The following is an 18,055-nucleotide window of genomic DNA, read 5'->3' as shown; positions in this document are numbered from 1 at the left end:
GTTCAAACCTGTTACTGTTTTCGGTTTCGTTAGAAACCGGTCGCTCACTCAAAGCTGACAGGTCAATGAATTGCTTCATGAACCTGACTTACTTTAGTGTGAGACTCTTGATACTTTTGCTATCCCGATCCGAGGATCGGGTCTCGCTCACATCAAGCGCCCACACTTATCGGCTGTTAGTTTTTAAAGAGCATTCTGCACCAAGCACTTGGCTTCGTAGCAGCGCTGCGTTTTCAGCAGCAGAGAAGCGAGATTATGAACCGTGTTTCGCAGCGCGTCAACAACTTTTTGCTACATCGTTGCGACTGCGGGGTTCTTCTTCCTTCGCCAGCCGCGCGCTCAACCTGCAGCACACCACCGACTCCGCTTCCCTCTCTCGCGCCGCGTTTCCGTTAGCGCGAAAGAGGCGTGATTCTAGGCACCCGCAGCCCAACACGCAAGCGCTTTGTGAAAATATTTTGAAAAAGCCGCCGTGCGCTGTCGCGCACGGCGGCTCTTGCCGGGCAGACAACACGCCACTCTATATATAGAGCGCCGTTACTTGCCCACCGCGACCGCCTGCAGTCGCTCGACCGGAACCGCGTCGGCCATCGCCGAATAGCCCGCATCGCTCGGATGAATGCCGTCGCCACTGTCGTAGCGGCGCTGGAGTACGCTCGGGCGAGCCGGATCGCGCAGCACCGCATCGAAATCGACTACGCCGTCGAACCCGCCGCCACTCCGGATCCACCGGTTCACTTCGAGTCGGATCGCCTCGCGCGCCGCCGGCAGCCCGGCCGGCGTCAGCGTCGCGCCGAACACCTTCACGCCTTGCCGGTGCGCCGCTTCGATCAAGCGACGGTAGCCGTCGATCAGCGACGCCGCCGTGACCTGCGTATGCGGATAGTCGCAATCGAGCCCCGCATGCGGCGGCATCGCGGCAAAGTTGATGTCGTTGATGCCGATCAGCACGATCGCCGCCTTCACGCCCGCGCGCGACAGCGCATCACGCTCGAACCGCGATGCCAGCGAGGTCCCGTAGCACGGCGAATCGCTGAGCAGCCGGTTGCCGCTGATCCCGAGATTCACGACGCCGATCGAATCCGTCCCCGCCGCCGTCAGCCGGCGCGCCAGCGCGTCCGGCCAGCGCCGGTTCCGGTCCAGGCTCGAACGCAGCCCGTCGGTGATCGAATCGCCGATCGCCGCAACGCTCGCTCGCGCGGAACCAGTCTCGACCGCCAGTTCGCTCACCCACGCATACTGCGTAAACCGGGTGCGGAACGCAGCGGCGCCGCTATCGTTCACGTGATCGCCCGGCGTCGACACATAATTGAGCTGGTTCGACACGCGGTGCCAGACAGTCATCCGCTGGTTCGCCCCCAGATGGAGACTGACCGCGTACGGTCGCCCGGCCGACACCTCGATCGCGACCGGATCGCTTTCCAGTTCCTGGCCCGGCGCGAGCGTGACCGACGCGCGCCCGCCGAACCGCACCGGCACGGCCGCCGCGTCCGCGAGCGCCGCGCCTTCGCCGGCGCGCGCGAGGCTCGCCGCCTCGACGACCAGCGGCGCACGGCCATAGGCATTGCTCACCCGTATCCGCGCCGCCCGCCCGGACACCGTCGGATAAACGATCTGGCGCACCGTCCTCCCGGCCACGTCGGGCGCGCGATACAGCGGCGGCGGCGAAGCGAGGTCGGGAATCGGCTGCAGCGCGGTCGCCCACGCGGCCACCCATCCGGCCGGCGCAGCCGAGGCCGCGAGCGGCGACAGGAACACGGACGCGCCCAGCACGGCCGCGGCGAAACTGCTTCGGAATGACATCGGCAAAATCCTCATCGGAAAGCGGGCATTGTGCCGCAGAAGGCGGCCGCTTCGCGTCCCGCGCCGCATTCGGCTGGCCGATTGCGCCCCGACGTCCCTCGCCGACGTCCCTCGTTTACCCGCACCCGACCGGAAATCCGCAATAAATTTATTAACCGACCGGTCGGTTGGTTTATACTGCGCACACATTCACCCGGACGAGAGCCCTCGCCATGTACACGCAATCCCTCGACATCCCCGGCAACGTCGCGCCGCTCGACGCCACCGCCGAGTCGCCCGAGCAGGCGCGGTTCGACGCGGTCATGGCCGCGGACGGCAAGATCGAACCGCAGGACTGGATGCCCGACGCCTACCGCAAGACGCTGATCCGCCAGATCTCGCAGCACGCGCACTCGGAAGTGGTCGGCATGCTGCCCGAAGGCAACTGGATCTCGCGCGCGCCGAGCCTGAAGCGCAAGGCGATCCTGCTCGCGAAGGTGCAGGACGAGGCCGGCCACGGCCTCTATCTGTACAGCGCGGCCGAAACGCTCGGTGTGTCGCGCGACGCGCTGATCGACGCGCTGCATGCCGGCAAGGCCAAGTATTCGAGCATCTTCAACTATCCGACGCCGACCTGGGCCGACGTCGGCGTGATCGGCTGGCTGGTCGACGGCGCCGCGATCATGAACCAGATCCCGCTGTGCCGCTGCACGTATGGCCCGTATGCGCGCGCGATGATCCGCGTATGCAAGGAAGAGTCGTTCCACCAGCGCCAGGGCTTCGACGCGCTGCTGTCGATGATGAAGGGCAGCGCCGCGCAGCGCGCGATGGTGCAGCAGGCCGTGAACCGCTGGTGGTGGCCGGTGCTGATGATGTTCGGCCCGAGCGATGCGGATTCGGTCCACAGCAACCAGTCGGCGAAATGGGGCATCAAGCGAATCTCGAACGACGATCTGCGGCAAAAGTTCGTCGACGCGACGGTCGAGCAGGCGAAAGTGCTCGGCGTCACGCTGCCCGATCCCGACCTGAAGTGGAACGATGCACGCGGTCACTACGACTACGGCGCGATCGACTGGGACGAATTCTGGCGCGTCGTCAACGGCGACGGCCCGTGCAACAAGGAACGCCTCGCCACGCGCGTGAAGGCGCACGAGGACGGCGCGTGGGTACGCGAAGCCGCGCTCGCGCATGAAGCGAAGCGCCGCGCGCGCGCCGAACAGCACGCCGCGTAAGCGGCCCGCGCCGGCGCCCGCGCGCCGGCATTTATCGAATTCGCAGCATTGCATCGGACCGGCGCATGCGCCTGCACGCACAAGGCGCCGGTCGACAGGAGAGAAAGATGAACAAGGAATGGCCGATCTGGGAAGTGTTCGTGCGCAGCAAGCAGGGCCTCGACCACAAGCACTGCGGCAGCCTGCACGCCGCCGACGCGACGATGGCGCTGCGCATGGCGCGCGACGTCTACACGCGCCGCCAGGAAGGCGTGAGCATCTGGGTGGTGCCGTCGTCGGCGATCACCGCGTCGGATCCGAACGAGAAGGCCGAGCTGTTCGAGCCGGCGGGCGACAAGATCTACCGTCACCCGACCTTCTACACGCTGCCCGACGAAGTCAACCACATGTAACGCCCGCGCCATGACGATCACGCCAGAACACCTCTCCTACGTGCTGCGCCTCGCGGACAACGCGCTGATCCTCGGTCAGCGCAACGCCGAATGGTGCGGCCACGGCCCAGTCCTCGAGGAAGACATCGCGCTCACCAACATGAGCCTCGACCTCATCGGCCAGGCGCGCATGCTGTATACGCACGCGGCCGAGCTCGAGCGCCAGCTCAACAGCGCGGCGAAGACCGAGGACGATTACGCTTACTTCCGCACCGAACGCGAGTTCGCGAACTTCACGCTCGCCGAGCTGCCGCACTACGGCCCGCTCGCCGGCACCGCGCACGCCGACAAGGACTACGCGGTGACGATCGTGCGCAATTTCCTGTATGCGACGCTGATGCTGCACGTATGGAGCGCGCTCGAAACGTCGGCCGACGTGCAGCTCGCCGCGATCGCCGCGAAATCGGTGAAGGAAACGCGCTATCACGTGCAGCATGCACGCGAATGGCTGGTGCGCCTCGGCGACGGCACCGACGAATCGCATCGCCGCGCGCAGGCCGCGCTCGACTACCTGATGCCATACACGCGCGAATGCTTCGCAACCGACGCCGTCGACGCCGCGGTCGCCGCGCAGCAGATCGCCCCCGCGCTGGCCGACATCGAAGCCGCGTGGCGCGCGGACGTCGACGACGCGCTCGCCGAAGCGACGCTGTCGATGCCGGCGCCCGTGCAGCACGTGACGACCGGCAAGCAGGGCGAGCACTCGGAGCATATGGGCTACCTGCTCGCGGAAATGCAGAGCCTCGCGCGCCAGCATCCCGGCGCGAGCTGGTAAGCGGCCGACGCCACGGAGCCCGACGATGTCCGCCCAGACCACCGCCCCTGCCCACGAAGCGCCCGGCACGCGCCGCGACGACGCGCTGCTCGCGCGCGCGTGGGACGTGCTCGAAGCCGTGCCCGACCCCGAGATTCCGGTCGTATCGATCCGCGAGCTCGGGATCCTGCGCGACGTCCGCCGCGCGGACGACGGCCTGCTCGAAGTCGTGATCACGCCGACCTATTCGGGCTGCCCGGCGATGTCGCAGATCGCCGAGGACATCGCGGCCGCGCTGCAGGCCGCCGGACTGCCGCCGCACCGGATCGAGACGGTGCTCGCGCCCGCGTGGACGACCGACTGGATCACGCAGGAAGCGCGCGACAAGCTGCGCGCGTACGGCATCGCGCCGCCGGTCGGCCAGTGCGGCAGCGCCGCGCCGCGCGAGAACGTCGTGCGCTTCGTGCCGCGCCCCGTCGCGGCGCCCGTCTGCCCGCGCTGCGGCTCCGCGCGCACCGAACGTCTCGCGCAATTCGCGTCGACCGCCTGCAAGGCGCTGTATCGCTGCGTCGACTGCCGCGAACCCTTCGACTACTTCAAACCTTACTGACCGATATGGCGACCCCGCAATTTCATCCGCTGCGTATCCGCGACGTGCGGCCCGAGACCGCCGACGCCGTGACCGTCTCGTTCGACGTGCCGCCCGAGCTGCGCGACGCGTACCGCTTCACGCAGGGCCAGTTCGTCACGCTGAAGACCCACATCGACGGCGAGGAGACGCGCCGTTCGTATTCGATCTGCGTCGGCACGACCGACTACGACCGCGACGGCGAGCTGCGCATCGGCATCAAGCGCGTGCGCGGCGGCCGCTTCTCGAACTTCGCGTTCGACACGCTGAAGCCGGGCCACACGATCGACGTGATGACGCCGGACGGCCGCTTCTTCACGCACCTGAACGCCGATCACGGCAAGCAGTACGTCGCGTTCTCCGGCGGCTCGGGGATCACGCCGGTGCTCGCGATCGTGAAGACGACGCTCGAACTCGAGCCGCGCAGCACGTTCACGCTGATCTACGGCAACCGCAGCGTCGACGCGATCATGTTCGCGGAGGAGCTGGAGGACCTGAAGAACCGCTACATGAACCGCTTCGTCCTGTATCACGTGCTGTCGGACGACCTGCAGGACGTCGAGCTGTTCAACGGCGTGCTCGACGAGGCGAAGTGCGCGGCCTTCCTCGCCACGCTGGTGCCGGCCGACACGATCGACGAGGCGTTCATCTGCGGCCCCGCGCCGATGATGGACGCGGCCGAAGCCGCGCTGAAGGCGGCCGGCGTGCCGCCGGCGAAGGTGCACGTCGAGCGCTTCGGCTCGCCGCTGCCGCAGGCCGGCGTGCCGGTCGTCGAGATCACCGAGCAGACGCCCGCTGCCGAGCTCGAAATCGTGCTCGACGGCAAGAAGCGCAAGCTGCGCCTGCCGTACGAGGGCGTGAGCCTGCTCGATGTGGGCCTGCGCGCGGGCCTCGCGCTGCCTTACGCGTGCAAGGGCGGCGTGTGCTGCACGTGCCGCGCGAAGGTCGTCGAAGGCGAAGTCCGGATGGAAAAGAACTACACGCTGGAGGAGCAGGAAGTGAAGGACGGTTTCGTGCTCACCTGCCAGTGCCATCCGGTCAGCGACAAGGTGGTCGTGAGCTTCGACGAGCGTTGACCGGCGTCGCGTCGCGGCGCCGGACGGTTTCTCGTCGTCACACATCTCGCTTACACTAGGGGCCGCCGGCCGACTGGACGCGTCTCGCAGCGTCCAGTCCGCCGGCGGTTTTCTTTTGTTGACGACAGGCCGATGAGTACCATTCACGTGATTCAGGGCGGCACCGCCGCCGCGTCGCTGCGCGAGGCACTCGCGCAAGCCGGACGCGACGAGCGCGTCGTCGGGTTGCTCGACGATCTCGGCGTCGGGCCGCTGAAGGGCGCCGACGAGGCGTCCGACACGCGCGCGACGTTCTGGCAGCGCGTGCTCGGCGACCAGATTCCCGACTGGAAGGCGGAAGTCGAACAGGAATTCGCGCGCCTCGACCAGCTCGCGATGGACACCGGCCAGGTGGTCGTGTGGCATGCGCCGAGCGTCGGCGACAAGCTGCTGCTGCGCCGCGTCGCCTATCACCTGCGCAACGTGCCGCAGCGCCTGAACGAAGTGCGGCTGTCCGCCGCCGACCTCGACGCGCCGCAGCGCGCGTCGCTCTCGCGCGCCGACCAGGCCTGCTCGACCGGCATGTTCTCGCCCGCGCAGCTGGGCCGGAAGCGGCCGGCGGCCGCGCCGATCTCGGTGCTGCGCATCGGCCGCCTCGCGCTCGAATGGCAGGAAGCGAAACACCTGAACGCCGAGCTGCGCTACTGGGTCAGCAACACGATCAAGAGCGGCCACTACGCCGATCTCGACGCGCTGATCCTCGCGCGCGCGGAAGCCGGCTGGCGGCCCGCGCGCCACCTCGTCGGCAGCATCATGGCCGACGCCGACCGCGGCGGCCTGTTCGTCAGCGACTCGATCGCCTGGTGGCGCTGCCGCGAACTCGCGGCGGCCGGCCGGCTCGAGCTGCAGGACGACGCGCCCGCCGCCCTCCCCACCACGCAGCTGCGCGCGGCAAGCGCGCACCGCTGATCTTCCGCATTCGACCATGGCCCGTACCCGAGCGCCCGACCACGAATCCCAGCGCGAGCAGATCCTCGATCTCGCCGCCGACAAATTCGCGCAGACGAGCTACCCGAGCACGTCGATGTCCGATCTCGCGACCGCGAGCGGCACGTCGAAGGCTCGCCTCTATCACTATTACGAGAGCAAGGAAGCGATCCTGTTCGACCTGCTCGACCGCTACACGAAGCGGCTGATGCTGATCATCGCGGAGGTCGAAGGCGCGAGCCAGCGGCGCGGGCTGACCGAGCGCGAGGCGTTCGCGGCGCTGGTGCGCGCGTTCCTCGCCGAATACGAGACGTCGCACAGCCGCCATGTCGCGCTGCTCAACGACGTGAAATACCTCGAGGACGCGCAGCGCGAAATCGTGCTCGACCGCCAGCGCGACATCGTCGCGGCATTCTCGCGCCAGCTCGCGCGTGCGTATCCGGACCGCATTTCGAAGGAAAACCAGACGTCGGTCACGATGATGGTGTTCGGGATGATCAACTGGACCTTCACGTGGCTGAAACCGGGCGGCCGCCTCGGCTACCGCGACTTCGCCGAACAGGTGATCGACATGATCGAGCGCGGGCTGTCGAGCGCGGGCTGATTGCCGCGCAGCAACAAGCGTTGCGCGGCGGGTACACTGCGACAGCCCGCCGCGAATTTCATATGATGAATTATAAATTCGTTAAAAATCAAATAGATATTGCATTAACTAAGCGGATTTAGAATTCATCCTCAGTGGGAGGTACGGGTTTTCCCTGATCCAAGGACCTCCGGTCGGGTAAAATGCTGCTGCATTGCACAACCCGCTACTGAGGAACCCACGATGAACACGCAATTCGACGGCTCGGCCGATGTTCTCGGCACGGCCGGCAGTGCGCCGGTTCTCGTCAGGGAACTGGCTTCCAAAGATCGTGAGCGCATGCTCACCCACTTTCTCTCGCTCGACGAAGAGGACCGCCTGCTGCGCTTCGGCCAGATGGTGCCCGACCACGTGATCGAGAACTATGTCCGCACGATCGATTTCGGCCGCGACACCGTGTTCGGCGTATTCGACCATGCCCTCGAACTGGTCGGCGTCGGCCACCTGGCCTACCTGCCGGCCGAAGGCGACAAGCGCACGGCCGAGTTCGGCGTGTCGGTGCTCGAAAGCGCGCGCGGCCGCGGCGTCGGCACGAAGCTGTTCGAGCGCGCGGCGATCCGCAGCCGCAACACGCACGTGACGATGCTGTACATGCACTGCCTGTCGCGCAACGCAACGATGATGCACATCGCGAAGAAGTCCGGGATGCGGATCGAATACGCGTACGGCGAGGCCGATGCGTACCTGTCGCTGCCGCCGGCCGATCACTCGACGATCATCGCCGAGATGCTGCAGGAACAGGCTGCGGTGTTCGACTACGCGCTCAAGCGCCAGGCGCACCGCACGTCGAAGTTCATCGAATCGCTGATGCCCGCCGCGCTGACGGCGTAATGTCGGCCAGCCGGACGCCCCGAAGGCGTCCGGCCTCTCCCCCCGCCTCCCCGCTAGCGCACCGACCGGATCGGCAGCGCCGTCGTCTCCTTGAAGCATTCGAGCGAAAAGCTCGTCTTCACGTCGATCACCGACGGATGGTGCAGCAGATGCTCCTGCACGAAGCGGGAGAAATGCGCCATGTCCTCGACCTGCACGCGCAGCAGATAATCCATGTCGCCCGTCATCGCGTGGCACGCGACCACCTCCGGCCACGCCTGCACGGCCGCGCGAAACAGTTCCGCATGGGTCGCGCCCGCGCGCGCCGAGGTTTCGTCGACGCGCACCGGCACGACGCCGCCACGCTTTTCGAGCCGCACGCTCACGTATGCGAGCAGGTCGAGCCCGAGCTTCTGCGGGTTCAGCAGCGCGACGTAACCGGTGATCACGCCGATCTCCTCGAGCCGCCGGATCCGCCGCAGGCACGGGCTCGGCGACAGGTTCACGCGCTCGGCGATCTCCTGGTTCGACAGGCGGCCGTTCTCCTGAAGAATCGCCAGGATCCGCCGGTCAATGGCATCCAATTCGGCTTGCGCCATCTTCTGCCCTCATAAGGTTGTTTCAAGGCTGGAAATTGCGCCATCGTAGGCACGGACGATCAAATTCGCAAGTTTCCGCTCACCGTCGCCCGCTACACTTTGTCGCACGGACTCATTCGTTGCGCGCGTCGCCGCGCATCACCCTCGACATGGGACCGGCGGCGTTTTCGCCTCGCCCCGGCCGACTCAGGAGACAGAGCATGCAGATCCCCAACTGGGACAATCCCGTCGGCACCGACGGCTTCGAATTCATCGAATACACGGCGCCGGACCCGAAAGCGCTCGGACAATTGTTCGAACGGATGGGTTTCACCGCGATCGCGCGCCACCGCCACAAGGACGTGACGGTCTACCGCCAGGGCGACATCAACTTCATCATCAACGCCGAACCCGATTCGTTCGCGCAGCGCTTCGCGCGGCTGCACGGCCCGTCGATCTGCGCGATCGCGTTCCGCGTGCAGGACGCCGCGAAAGCGTACAAGCACGCGCTCGAACTCGGCGCGTGGGGCTTCGACAACAAGACCGGCCCGATGGAGCTGAACATCCCGGCGATCAAGGGCATCGGCGATTCGCTGATCTACTTCGTCGACCGCTGGCGCGGCAAGAACGGCGCGCAGCCGGGCGCGATCGGCGACATCAGCATCTACGACGTCGACTTCGAGCCGATCCCGGGCGCGAATCCGAACCCGGCCGGCCACGGCCTCACCTACATCGACCACCTGACGCACAACGTGCATCGCGGCCGCATGCAGGAATGGGCTGAGTTCTACGAGCGCCTGTTCAACTTCCGCGAAGTGCGCTACTTCGACATCGAAGGCAAGGTCACGGGCGTGAAGTCGAAGGCGATGACGTCGCCGTGCGGCAAGATCCGCATCCCGATCAACGAGGAAGGCTCGGACACGGCCGGCCAGATCCAGGAATACCTCGACGCATACCACGGCGAAGGGATCCAGCACATCGCGCTCGGCACGAACGACATCTACGGTGCGGTCGACGGCCTGCGCAGCAAGGAAGTGAAACTGCTCGACACGATCGACACCTATTACGAGCTGGTCGACCGCCGCGTGCCGAACCACGGCGAATCGCTGGAAGAACTGAAGAAGCGCAAGATCCTGATCGACGGCGCGCGCGACGACCTGCTGCTGCAGATCTTCACCGAGAACCAGATCGGGCCGATCTTCTTCGAGATCATTCAGCGCAAGGGCAACCAGGGCTTCGGCGAAGGCAACTTCAAGGCGCTGTTCGAATCGATCGAACTCGACCAGATCCGCCGCGGCGTCGTGCAGGACAAGGCCTGACGCATCGCGGGCGTTCGCCGCGTCGACGGCACAAAGAAAAAGGGCGGGAATCGCAGGATTCCCGCCCTTTTGTCATTTCGGCGCGACCGGCCGGCCGCGCGACCGGATCAACGCACGTTCGCCTTCGGCGCGGCGACGCGCGCGACGGACGGCTGCGCGTCGGCGTCCTGTGCCGCCGCGATCTGGCGCATCTGCGAGCCGGCTGCCGCCAGGGCGCTCGCGCCTTGCGCGCGCACCGGGCCGGTCATCGAGAAAAACGCCGCGGACACGATCAGGAAACTCTGGATATGGCGTGTGTTCATTGCACCTCCTGTAAAACTGCCGGCGCCTCCCCGGCCGCGTCGAAACAAATCGATACGATCGGGCACCTCCGGCAGGCCGACAAGATTAACGGCATTTGCTAGCAGATGGGGCCAGCTTTACATGCTTTTACATGCTGTAACGCGCCGCCCCTGGCGCCTGCGGTGCTGCACCGCAGTAATTTTGTCCGCACGCGGCGGGTTTATCCCAGTGCTACCATCACTGAAAACCGGCCAATATGCCGGCCACTGCCGACGCGTCCACAAGATGCCGAAGCAATCGAAGTTTTGGTGATCCCAAACTGTGGGTGGAGGAGACTGTTAATGAATGCCCCGCTAGACGCAGGCCAACGCGCATCGCTCGAAGCCGCGCTGAAGTCCGTCACGCTTGACGACAAATACACGCTCGAACGCGGCCGCGCGTACATGAGCGGCATCCAGGCCCTCGTGCGCCTGCCGATGCTCCAGCAGGAACGCGACCGCGCCGCCGGCCTCAACACGGCCGGCTTCATCTCCGGCTATCGCGGCTCGCCGCTCGGCGGCCTCGACCTGTCGCTGTGGAAGGCCAAGCAGCACCTGGCCGCCCATCAGATCGTCTTCCAGCCCGGCCTCAACGAAGATCTCGCCGCGACCGCCGTGTGGGGCTCGCAGCAGGTGAACCTGTATCCCGGCGCGAAGTACGACGGCGTGTTCGGCATGTGGTACGGCAAGGGCCCGGGCGTCGATCGCACCGGCGACGTCTTCAAGCACGCGAATTCGGCCGGCTCGTCGAAGCACGGCGGCGTGCTGGTGCTCGCCGGCGACGACCACGCGGCGAAATCGTCGACGCTCGCGCACCAGTCCGAGCACATCTTCAAGGCCTGCGGGCTGCCGGTGCTGTTCCCGTCCAACGTGCAGGAATATCTCGATTTCGGCCTGCATGGCTGGGCGATGAGCCGCTATTCGGGCCTGTGGGTCGCGCTCAAGTGCGTGACCGACGTCGTCGAATCGTCGGCATCGGTCGATATCGACCCGCATCGCACCGAGATCGTGCTGCCGACCGATTTCGTCCTGCCTGAAGGCGGCCTGAACATCCGCTGGCCCGACCCGCCGCTCGTGCAGGAAGCACGGCTGCTCGACTACAAGTGGTACGCGGCGCTCGCCTACGTGCGCGCGAACAAGCTCGACCGCATCGAGATCGATTCGCCGAACGCGCGCTTCGGGATCATGACGGGCGGCAAGGCGTACCTCGACGTGCGCCAGGCGCTGACCGACCTCGGCCTCGACGACGAGACCTGCGCGCGGATCGGCATCCGGCTCTACAAGGTCGGCTGCGTCTGGCCGCTCGAAGCGCAGGGCGCGCAGGCGTTCGCACGCGGCCTCGACGAAATCCTGGTCGTCGAGGAAAAGCGCCAGATCCTCGAATACGCGATCAAGGAAGAGCTGTACAACTGGCCGGACGCGCAGCGCCCGCGCGTGTACGGCAAGTTCGACGAGAAGGACGGCGCCGGCGGCGAATGGTCGGTGCCGATGGGCAACTGGCTGCTGCCCGCGCACTACGAGCTGTCGCCCGCGATCATCGCGAAGGCGATCGCGACGCGCCTCGACAAGTTCGAGCTGCCGTCGGACGTTCGCGCGCGCATCGCCGCGCGCATCGCCGTGATCAACGCGAAGGAAATGGCGCTCGCGAAGCCGCACGTGCAGACCGAGCGCAAGCCGTGGTTCTGCTCGGGCTGCCCGCACAACACCTCGACCAATGTGCCGGAAGGCTCGCGCGCGATCGCCGGCATCGGCTGCCACTACATGACCGTGTGGATGGACCGCAACACGAGCACCTTCAGCCAGATGGGCGGCGAAGGCGTGCCGTGGATCGGCCAGGCGCCGTTCACCGACGAAAAGCACGTGTTCGCGAACCTCGGCGACGGCACCTACTTCCACTCGGGCCTGCTGGCGGTGCGCGCGGCGATCTCGTCGAAGGCGAACATCACGTACAAGATCCTGTACAACGATGCGGTCGCGATGACGGGCGGCCAGCCGGTCGACGGCGTGCTGACCGTGCCGCAGATCACGCACCAGCTCGCGTCCGAAGGCGCGAAAAAAATCGTGATCGTCACCGACGAGCCCGAAAAATACGACGACAAGAAGGCGCTGCTCGCGCCGGGCGTGACGATCCATCATCGCGACCAGCTCGACGACGTGCAGCGCGAGCTGCGCGAGATCGAAGGCACGACGATCCTGATCTACGACCAGACCTGCGCGACCGAAAAGCGCCGCCGCCGCAAGCGCGGCGCGTATCCGGACCCGGCCAAGCGCGTCGTGATCAACGATGCGGTGTGCGAAGGCTGCGGCGACTGCTCGGTGCAGTCGAACTGCCTGTCGGTCGAGCCGCTGGAAACCGAATTCGGCACGAAGCGCCAGATCAACCAGTCGAGCTGCAACAAGGACTTCTCGTGCGTGAAGGGCTTCTGTCCGAGCTTCGTCACGGTCGAAGGCGGCCAGTTGAAGAAGCCGAAGGCGGTTTCGGTCGACGGCAGCGCACTGCCGCCGATCCCCGAGCCGATGCTGCCGGCAATCGAACGCGCGTACGGCGTGCTCGTCACCGGCGTCGGCGGCACCGGCGTCGTGACGATCGGCGCGCTGCTCGGGATGGCCGCCCACCTGGAAAACAAGGGCGTGACCGTGCTCGACGTGACCGGCCTCGCGCAGAAGGGCGGCGCCGTGATGAGCCACGTGCAGATCTCGCATGCGCCGACCGACATCCACGCGACGCGGATCGCGATGGGCGAAGCGGATCTCGTGATCGGCTGCGACGCGATCGTCACGGCCGGCGACGAGTGCACGTCGCGGATGCGGCACGACGCGACGCGCGTGGTCGTCAACAGCGCGCAGACGCCGACCGCCGAGTTCATCAAGAACCCGAACTGGGCGTTCCCGGGCTCGTCCGCCGAACGCGACATCCGCGCGGCGGCCGGCGACCGCGTCGACTTCGTCGATGCGAACCGCTTCGCGGTCGCACTGCTCGGCGACGCGATCTACACGAACCCGTTCGTGCTCGGCTACGCGTGGCAAAAGGGCTGGCTGCCGCTGACGCTCGCGTCGCTCGAACGCGCGATCGAGCTGAACGCGGTGTCGGTGGAAAAGAACCGCGCCGCGTTCGACTGGGGCCGTCGCGCCGCACACGATCTCGCGAGCGTGCAGCAGGCCGCGGCCGGCGACGCGCGTCCCGCGCAGGGCGCGACGGTGATCGCGCTGCACACGAAGAAGGCGGTCGATGCGCTGATCGCGAAGCGTGTCGAATTCCTGACCGCGTACCAAAACGCCGCGTACGCGGCGCGCTATGCGGCATTCGTCGACAAGGTGCGCGCGGCCGAGCGCGCGCTGTCGGACGGCGACATGCAGGAGCCGCTGACCGAGGCGGTCGCGCGCAACTTGTTCAAGCTGATGGCATACAAGGACGAATACGAGGTCGCACGGCTGCAGTCCGACCCGGCGTTCCTCGCGCGCCTGTCCGCGCAGTTCGAAGGCGACTGGAAGCTGAAGTTCCACCTCGCGCCGCCGCTGCTCGCGAAGAAGGACGCGCACGGCCATCTGGTGAAGAAGGCGTACGGCCCGTGGATGATGCCGGCGTTCCGGCTGCTCGCGAAAGCGAAGTTCCTGCGCGGCACCGGCCTCGATCCGTTCGGCCGCACCGAGGAGCGTCGCACCGAGCGCGCGCTGATCGGCGAGTACCAGGCGCTGATCGACGAGGTGCTGGCGAAGCTGAACGCAGCCAACCGCCCGCTCGCGCTCGAACTGGCGGCGCTGCCGGACGGCATCCGCGGCTACGGCCACGTGAAGGAGAACAACCTGCGCGCGGTACGCGTGAAGTGGAACACGCTGCTCGCGCAATGGCGTTCGCCGACGGGCGGCCAGACGCGCCAGCAGGTCGCGTAGCCGCGACGCGCGGCGGGCGCTCTCGGTCCGGACGTCCGCCCTGCTTGCCGTACTGACGCATCGCGATAAAAAAAGCCACGGAACCCAGGGTTCCGTGGCTTTTTTGTTGCGCCGCGCAGAGAGCGCGGCACACGCGGACGCTTACTTCGTGTTCACGTTCGCGGCGGCAACGGCCGTCATGTTGATGATCCGGCGCACGGTCGCGGCCGGCGTCAGGATGTGGACCGGCTTGGCCGCGCCGAGCAGGAACGGGCCGACCGTCACGCCTTCGCCGCCGACCATCTTCAGCAGGTTGTACGCGATGTTCGCCGCTTCGACGTTCGGCATGATCAGCAGGTTCGCTTCGCCCGACAGCGTGGTGCCCGGGAACGCGGCCTTGCGGACCGCTTCGGACAGCGCCGCGTCGCCGTGCATTTCGCCGTCGACTTCCAGCTCCGGTGCGCGCTCGACGATCAGCTTGCGGGCGTCGGCCATCCGGCGCGACGACGCCGACGGCGCGCTGCCGAAGTTCGAGTTCGACAGCAGCGCGGCCTTCGGCACGATGCCGAAGCGCTCGATCTCGGCCGCGGCCTGGATCGTCATGTCGGCGAGCTGTTCGGCGCTCGGCAGTTCGTTCACGTACGTGTCGCACACGAACAGGTTGCGGCCCGGCAGCATCAGCAGGTTCATCGCCGCGAAGTGCTCGGCGCCCTTCGCGCGGCCCAGCACCTGCTCGATGAACTTCAGGTGGCTGTGGTACGTGTCGATCATCCCGCAGATCATCCCGTCCGCGTCGCCCAGGTGCACGAGCATCGCGCCGATCAGCGTGTTGAACTTGCGCAGCGCGGCCTTCGCGACTTCCGGCGTCACGCCGTCGCGCGCACCGATCTCGTGGTACGCCTGCCAGTAGCGGTGGTAGCGCGTGTCGTCTTCCGGATTGACGATCTCGAAATCGACGCCGGCCTTCAGCTTCGAGCCGATCTTCGCGAGACGCATCTCGACGACCGACGGACGGCCGATGATGATCGGCTTCGCGATCTTCTCGAGCAGCACGAACTGCGCGGCGCGCAGCACGCGCTCGTCCTCGCCCTCGGCGAACACGATGCGGGCTTCGGCCTTCTTCGCGGTCGCGAACACCGGGCGCATCACCATGCCGGTGCGGTAGACGGTCGCGCCGAGCTGCTCGCGGTACGCGTCCATGTCCTGGATCGGACGCGTGGCGACGCCCGAATCCATTGCGGCCTGGGCCACGGCCGGCGCGATCTTGATGATCAGGCGCGGATCGAACGGCTTCGGAATCAGGTATTCCGGCCCGAATTCGAGCGAGTGGCCTTCATAGGCCTTGGCGACCTCCTCGCTCTGGTCGGTTTCCTCGGCCAGCTCGGCGATCGCGCGCACGCAGGCGAGCTTCATCTCTTCGGTGATCGTCGTCGCGCCGACGTCGAGCGCACCGCGGAAGATGAACGGGAAGCACAGCACGTTGTTGACCTGGTTCGGGTAGTCCGAACGTCCGGTCGCGACGATCGCGTCCGGGCGCACGGCCTTCGCGTCTTCCGGGCGGATTTCCGGTTCCGGGTTCGCGAGCGCCAGGATCAGCGGCTTGTCGGCCATCGTCTTGACCATGTCCTGCTTCAGCACGCCCGCGCTCGAGCAGCCGAGGAACACGTCGGCCCCGTGGATCGCGTCGGCCAGCGAGCGCGCGTCGGTGGTCGCCGCGTAGCGCTGCTTCGACGGGTCGAGATTGCCGCGGCCTTCGTAGATCACGCCCTTCGAATCGGCGACGAGGATGTTCGACTTCGTCAGGCCGAGGTTCACCAGCAGGTCCAGGCACGCGATCGCCGCGGCGCCGGCGCCCGAGCACACGAGCTTCACGTCGGACAGCTTCTTGCCGACCACCTTCAGGCCGTTCAGGATCGCGGCCGACGCGATGATCGCGGTGCCGTGCTGGTCGTCGTGGAAGACGGGGATCTTCATGCGCTCGCGCAGCTTCTGCTCGATGTAGAAGCACTCCGGCGCCTTGATGTCCTCGAGGTTGATGCCGCCGAGCGTCGGCTCGAGCATCGCGATCGCCTCGACGAGCTTGTCGGGGTCGGACTCCGACAGTTCGATGTCGAACACGTCGATGCCCGCGAACTTCTTGAACAGGCAGCCCTTGCCTTCCATCACCGGCTTCGCGGCGAGCGGGCCGATGTTGCCGAGGCCGAGCACGGCGGTGCCGTTGGTCACGACGCCGACGAGGTTGCCGCGCGACGTGTACTTCTGCGCGTCGAGCGGATCGGCGTGGATCGCCTCGCACGCGGCCGCGACGCCGGGCGAATACGCGAGCGACAGATCGAGCTGGTTCGACAGCGGCTTGGTCGGCGTGACCGAAATCTTGCCGGGTTTCGGGTTCTGGTGATAGGCGAGTGCGGCCTGTTTCAGTTGTTCGTCCATGATTGACCTGCGAGCGACTTACGGAATTGTGACGACCCGGTACACAGCACCTCGAGCCGCGTCTGCTTGAATCGAACGGATAATCGACTGCGAGACGGCCGCGACGCGCCGGATCGGCACGCCATCGAACCTTGGCGGGTGGCAAGAAGGAGATGCAAAGTACGGAACGATTTCTAAGGGTCGCTTAGTGTACACCCCCGTGGATGACGCGCGTTGCTGCGGCACGGCATGCCCGCCATCAGCCTGCCGGCGCAGGCGGCCCGCTTGTTTCACCGGTGGCGAGCGGCCGGGCGAACCTGCGCGAATTCCGCCGAAAACCGCCCTGAATCGGGTAAAATTGCGGGCTACGCGCGCAGCGATGCAATCGGCCCGCCGATCGCACCCCGCCCCCTGGCGGGCTCCCCTGCTGCGCCACCGGGCCGCGCCCGCTCCTCGCTCATCACCCAAGGAATGCCCATGACAGGCTACGATCGTCAGTCGATCTCGGATACGACCGCCAAAATCCTGCTCGAAGTGCAGGCGGTGCACTTCAACGCCGAAAAACCGTTCATCTTCACGTCCGGCTGGGCGAGCCCCGTCTATATCGACTGCCGCAAGCTGATTTCGTATCCGCGCGTGCGCCGTGCGCTGATGGAAATGGCTGAAACGACGATCATGCGCGACGTCGGCTTCGAGCAGATCGACTCGGTGGCGGGCGGCGAGACGGCCGGCATCCCGTTCGCGGCATGGCTCGCGGACCGCATGATGGTGCCGATGCAGTACGTGCGCAAGAAGCCGAAGGGTTTCGGCCGCAACGCGCAGATCGAAGGCCATCTGGAAGAAGGCTCGCGCGTGCTGCTGGTCGAAGACCTGACGACCGACAGCCGCAGCAAGATCAACTTCGTCAACGCGCTGCGCACCGCGGGCGCGACGGTGAACCACTGCTTCGTGCTGTTCCACTACAACATCTTCAAGGAAAGCGTGTCGGTCCTGAAGGACATCGACGTCGACCTGCACGCGCTGGCGACGTGGTGGGACGTGCTGCGCGTCGCGAAGGCTTCGGGCTACTTCGAGACCAAGACGCTCGACGAAGTCGAGAAATTCCTGCACGCGCCGGCCGAATGGTCGGCCGCGCACGGCGGCGCGACCGGCGCACCGGCGTAATGCCGCGCCGGCCGCTGCGCCGGCACGACGACTGAAAAACCGCTCGCAGCGTCGCGAGCGGTTTTTTTTT

The 18,055-nt window shown here is 66.5% G+C and carries 15 protein-coding genes; 11 read left to right on the top strand and 4 right to left on the bottom strand.

From position 1 onward, the window contains the following. Positions 1-537: 537 nt before the first annotated feature. Positions 538-1,803, bottom strand: a complete 1,266-nt coding sequence (locus tag BST28156_RS25360) for an SGNH/GDSL hydrolase family protein (protein WP_174903653.1) — start codon at positions 1,801-1,803, stop codon at positions 538-540. A 212-nt stretch (positions 1,804-2,015) separates the two neighbouring features. On the opposite strand from BST28156_RS25360, the gene paaA reads away from it, so the two are divergent. The 8 genes from paaA to BST28156_RS25320 all read left to right on the top strand — a co-directional run bounded on the left by paaA (position 2,016) and on the right by BST28156_RS25320 (position 8,343). Continuing rightward, positions 2,016-3,014 (top strand): 1,2-phenylacetyl-CoA epoxidase subunit PaaA, encoded by a 999-nt coding sequence (gene paaA, locus BST28156_RS25355; RefSeq protein WP_174903652.1) that lies wholly within the window; start codon positions 2,016-2,018, stop codon positions 3,012-3,014. Positions 3,015-3,121: 107 nt separating this feature from the next. Continuing rightward, positions 3,122-3,406 carry a 1,2-phenylacetyl-CoA epoxidase subunit PaaB gene (gene paaB, locus BST28156_RS25350; RefSeq protein WP_034188015.1) on the top strand — a complete coding sequence of 95 codons (285 nt, stop codon included), beginning with the start codon at positions 3,122-3,124 and terminating at the stop codon, positions 3,404-3,406. A gap of 10 nt (positions 3,407-3,416) precedes the next feature. Then, the gene (paaC, locus tag BST28156_RS25345; protein ID WP_174903651.1) at positions 3,417-4,220 is read left to right on the top strand and encodes a 1,2-phenylacetyl-CoA epoxidase subunit PaaC; all 804 of its coding nucleotides are present in this window, start codon (positions 3,417-3,419) and stop codon (positions 4,218-4,220) included. Positions 4,221-4,245: 25 nt separating this feature from the next. Then, positions 4,246-4,809 carry a 1,2-phenylacetyl-CoA epoxidase subunit PaaD gene (gene paaD / locus BST28156_RS25340; RefSeq protein WP_060246026.1) on the top strand — a complete coding sequence of 188 codons (564 nt, stop codon included), beginning with the start codon at positions 4,246-4,248 and terminating at the stop codon, positions 4,807-4,809. Positions 4,810-4,814: 5 nt separating this feature from the next. After that, positions 4,815-5,903, top strand: a complete 1,089-nt coding sequence (paaE, locus tag BST28156_RS25335; RefSeq protein WP_174903650.1) for a 1,2-phenylacetyl-CoA epoxidase subunit PaaE — start codon at positions 4,815-4,817, stop codon at positions 5,901-5,903. A gap of 132 nt (positions 5,904-6,035) precedes the next feature. Continuing rightward, positions 6,036-6,851 (top strand): DUF1835 domain-containing protein, encoded by an 816-nt coding sequence (locus BST28156_RS25330; protein WP_174903649.1) that lies wholly within the window; start codon positions 6,036-6,038, stop codon positions 6,849-6,851. A gap of 16 nt (positions 6,852-6,867) precedes the next feature. Continuing rightward, positions 6,868-7,473 carry a TetR/AcrR family transcriptional regulator gene (locus BST28156_RS25325; protein ID WP_060246023.1) on the top strand — a complete coding sequence of 202 codons (606 nt, stop codon included), beginning with the start codon at positions 6,868-6,870 and terminating at the stop codon, positions 7,471-7,473. Between the two features lie 222 nt (positions 7,474-7,695). After that, a complete protein-coding gene (locus BST28156_RS25320; protein WP_060246022.1) occupies positions 7,696-8,343 on the top strand; it encodes a GNAT family N-acetyltransferase in 648 nt (215 codons plus the stop codon). 53 nt (positions 8,344-8,396) lie between these two features. Here BST28156_RS25320 and BST28156_RS25315 read toward each other — a convergent pair whose 3' ends face one another. After that, entirely contained in the window at positions 8,397-8,921 is a 525-nt protein-coding gene (locus BST28156_RS25315) for an Lrp/AsnC family transcriptional regulator (protein WP_060246021.1), read from the bottom strand. Between the two features lie 200 nt (positions 8,922-9,121). On the opposite strand from BST28156_RS25315, the gene hppD reads away from it, so the two are divergent. After that, on the top strand, positions 9,122-10,219 hold the full coding sequence (hppD, locus tag BST28156_RS25310) for a 4-hydroxyphenylpyruvate dioxygenase (protein WP_009691328.1): 1,098 nt from the start codon (positions 9,122-9,124) through the stop codon (positions 10,217-10,219). Positions 10,220-10,326: 107 nt separating this feature from the next. Here the strand turns inward: hppD and BST28156_RS25305 are convergent, their stop codons facing one another. After that, on the bottom strand, positions 10,327-10,521 hold the full coding sequence (locus BST28156_RS25305; RefSeq protein ID WP_009691327.1) for a hypothetical protein: 195 nt from the start codon (positions 10,519-10,521) through the stop codon (positions 10,327-10,329). Between the two features lie 321 nt (positions 10,522-10,842). Here BST28156_RS25305 and BST28156_RS25300 point away from each other — a divergent pair, with 321 nt between their 5' ends. Then, positions 10,843-14,430, top strand: a complete 3,588-nt coding sequence (locus BST28156_RS25300; protein ID WP_174903648.1) for an indolepyruvate ferredoxin oxidoreductase family protein — start codon at positions 10,843-10,845, stop codon at positions 14,428-14,430. 141 nt (positions 14,431-14,571) lie between these two features. Here the strand turns inward: BST28156_RS25300 and BST28156_RS25295 are convergent, their stop codons facing one another. Then, positions 14,572-16,842: an NADP-dependent malic enzyme gene (locus BST28156_RS25295; protein WP_174903647.1), complete on the bottom strand. Its 2,271-nt coding sequence runs from the start codon at positions 16,840-16,842 to the stop codon at positions 14,572-14,574. 456 nt (positions 16,843-17,298) lie between these two features. On the opposite strand from BST28156_RS25295, the gene BST28156_RS25290 reads away from it, so the two are divergent. Next, a complete protein-coding gene (locus BST28156_RS25290; RefSeq protein ID WP_009691322.1) occupies positions 17,299-17,985 on the top strand; it encodes an orotate phosphoribosyltransferase in 687 nt (228 codons plus the stop codon). Positions 17,986-18,055 lie beyond the last annotated feature (70 nt).

This window comes from Burkholderia pseudomultivorans, assembly GCF_902499075.1.
Lineage (GTDB): Bacteria > Pseudomonadota > Gammaproteobacteria > Burkholderiales > Burkholderiaceae > Burkholderia > Burkholderia pseudomultivorans.
This window is presented reverse-complemented; position numbering and strand designations above follow the sequence as displayed.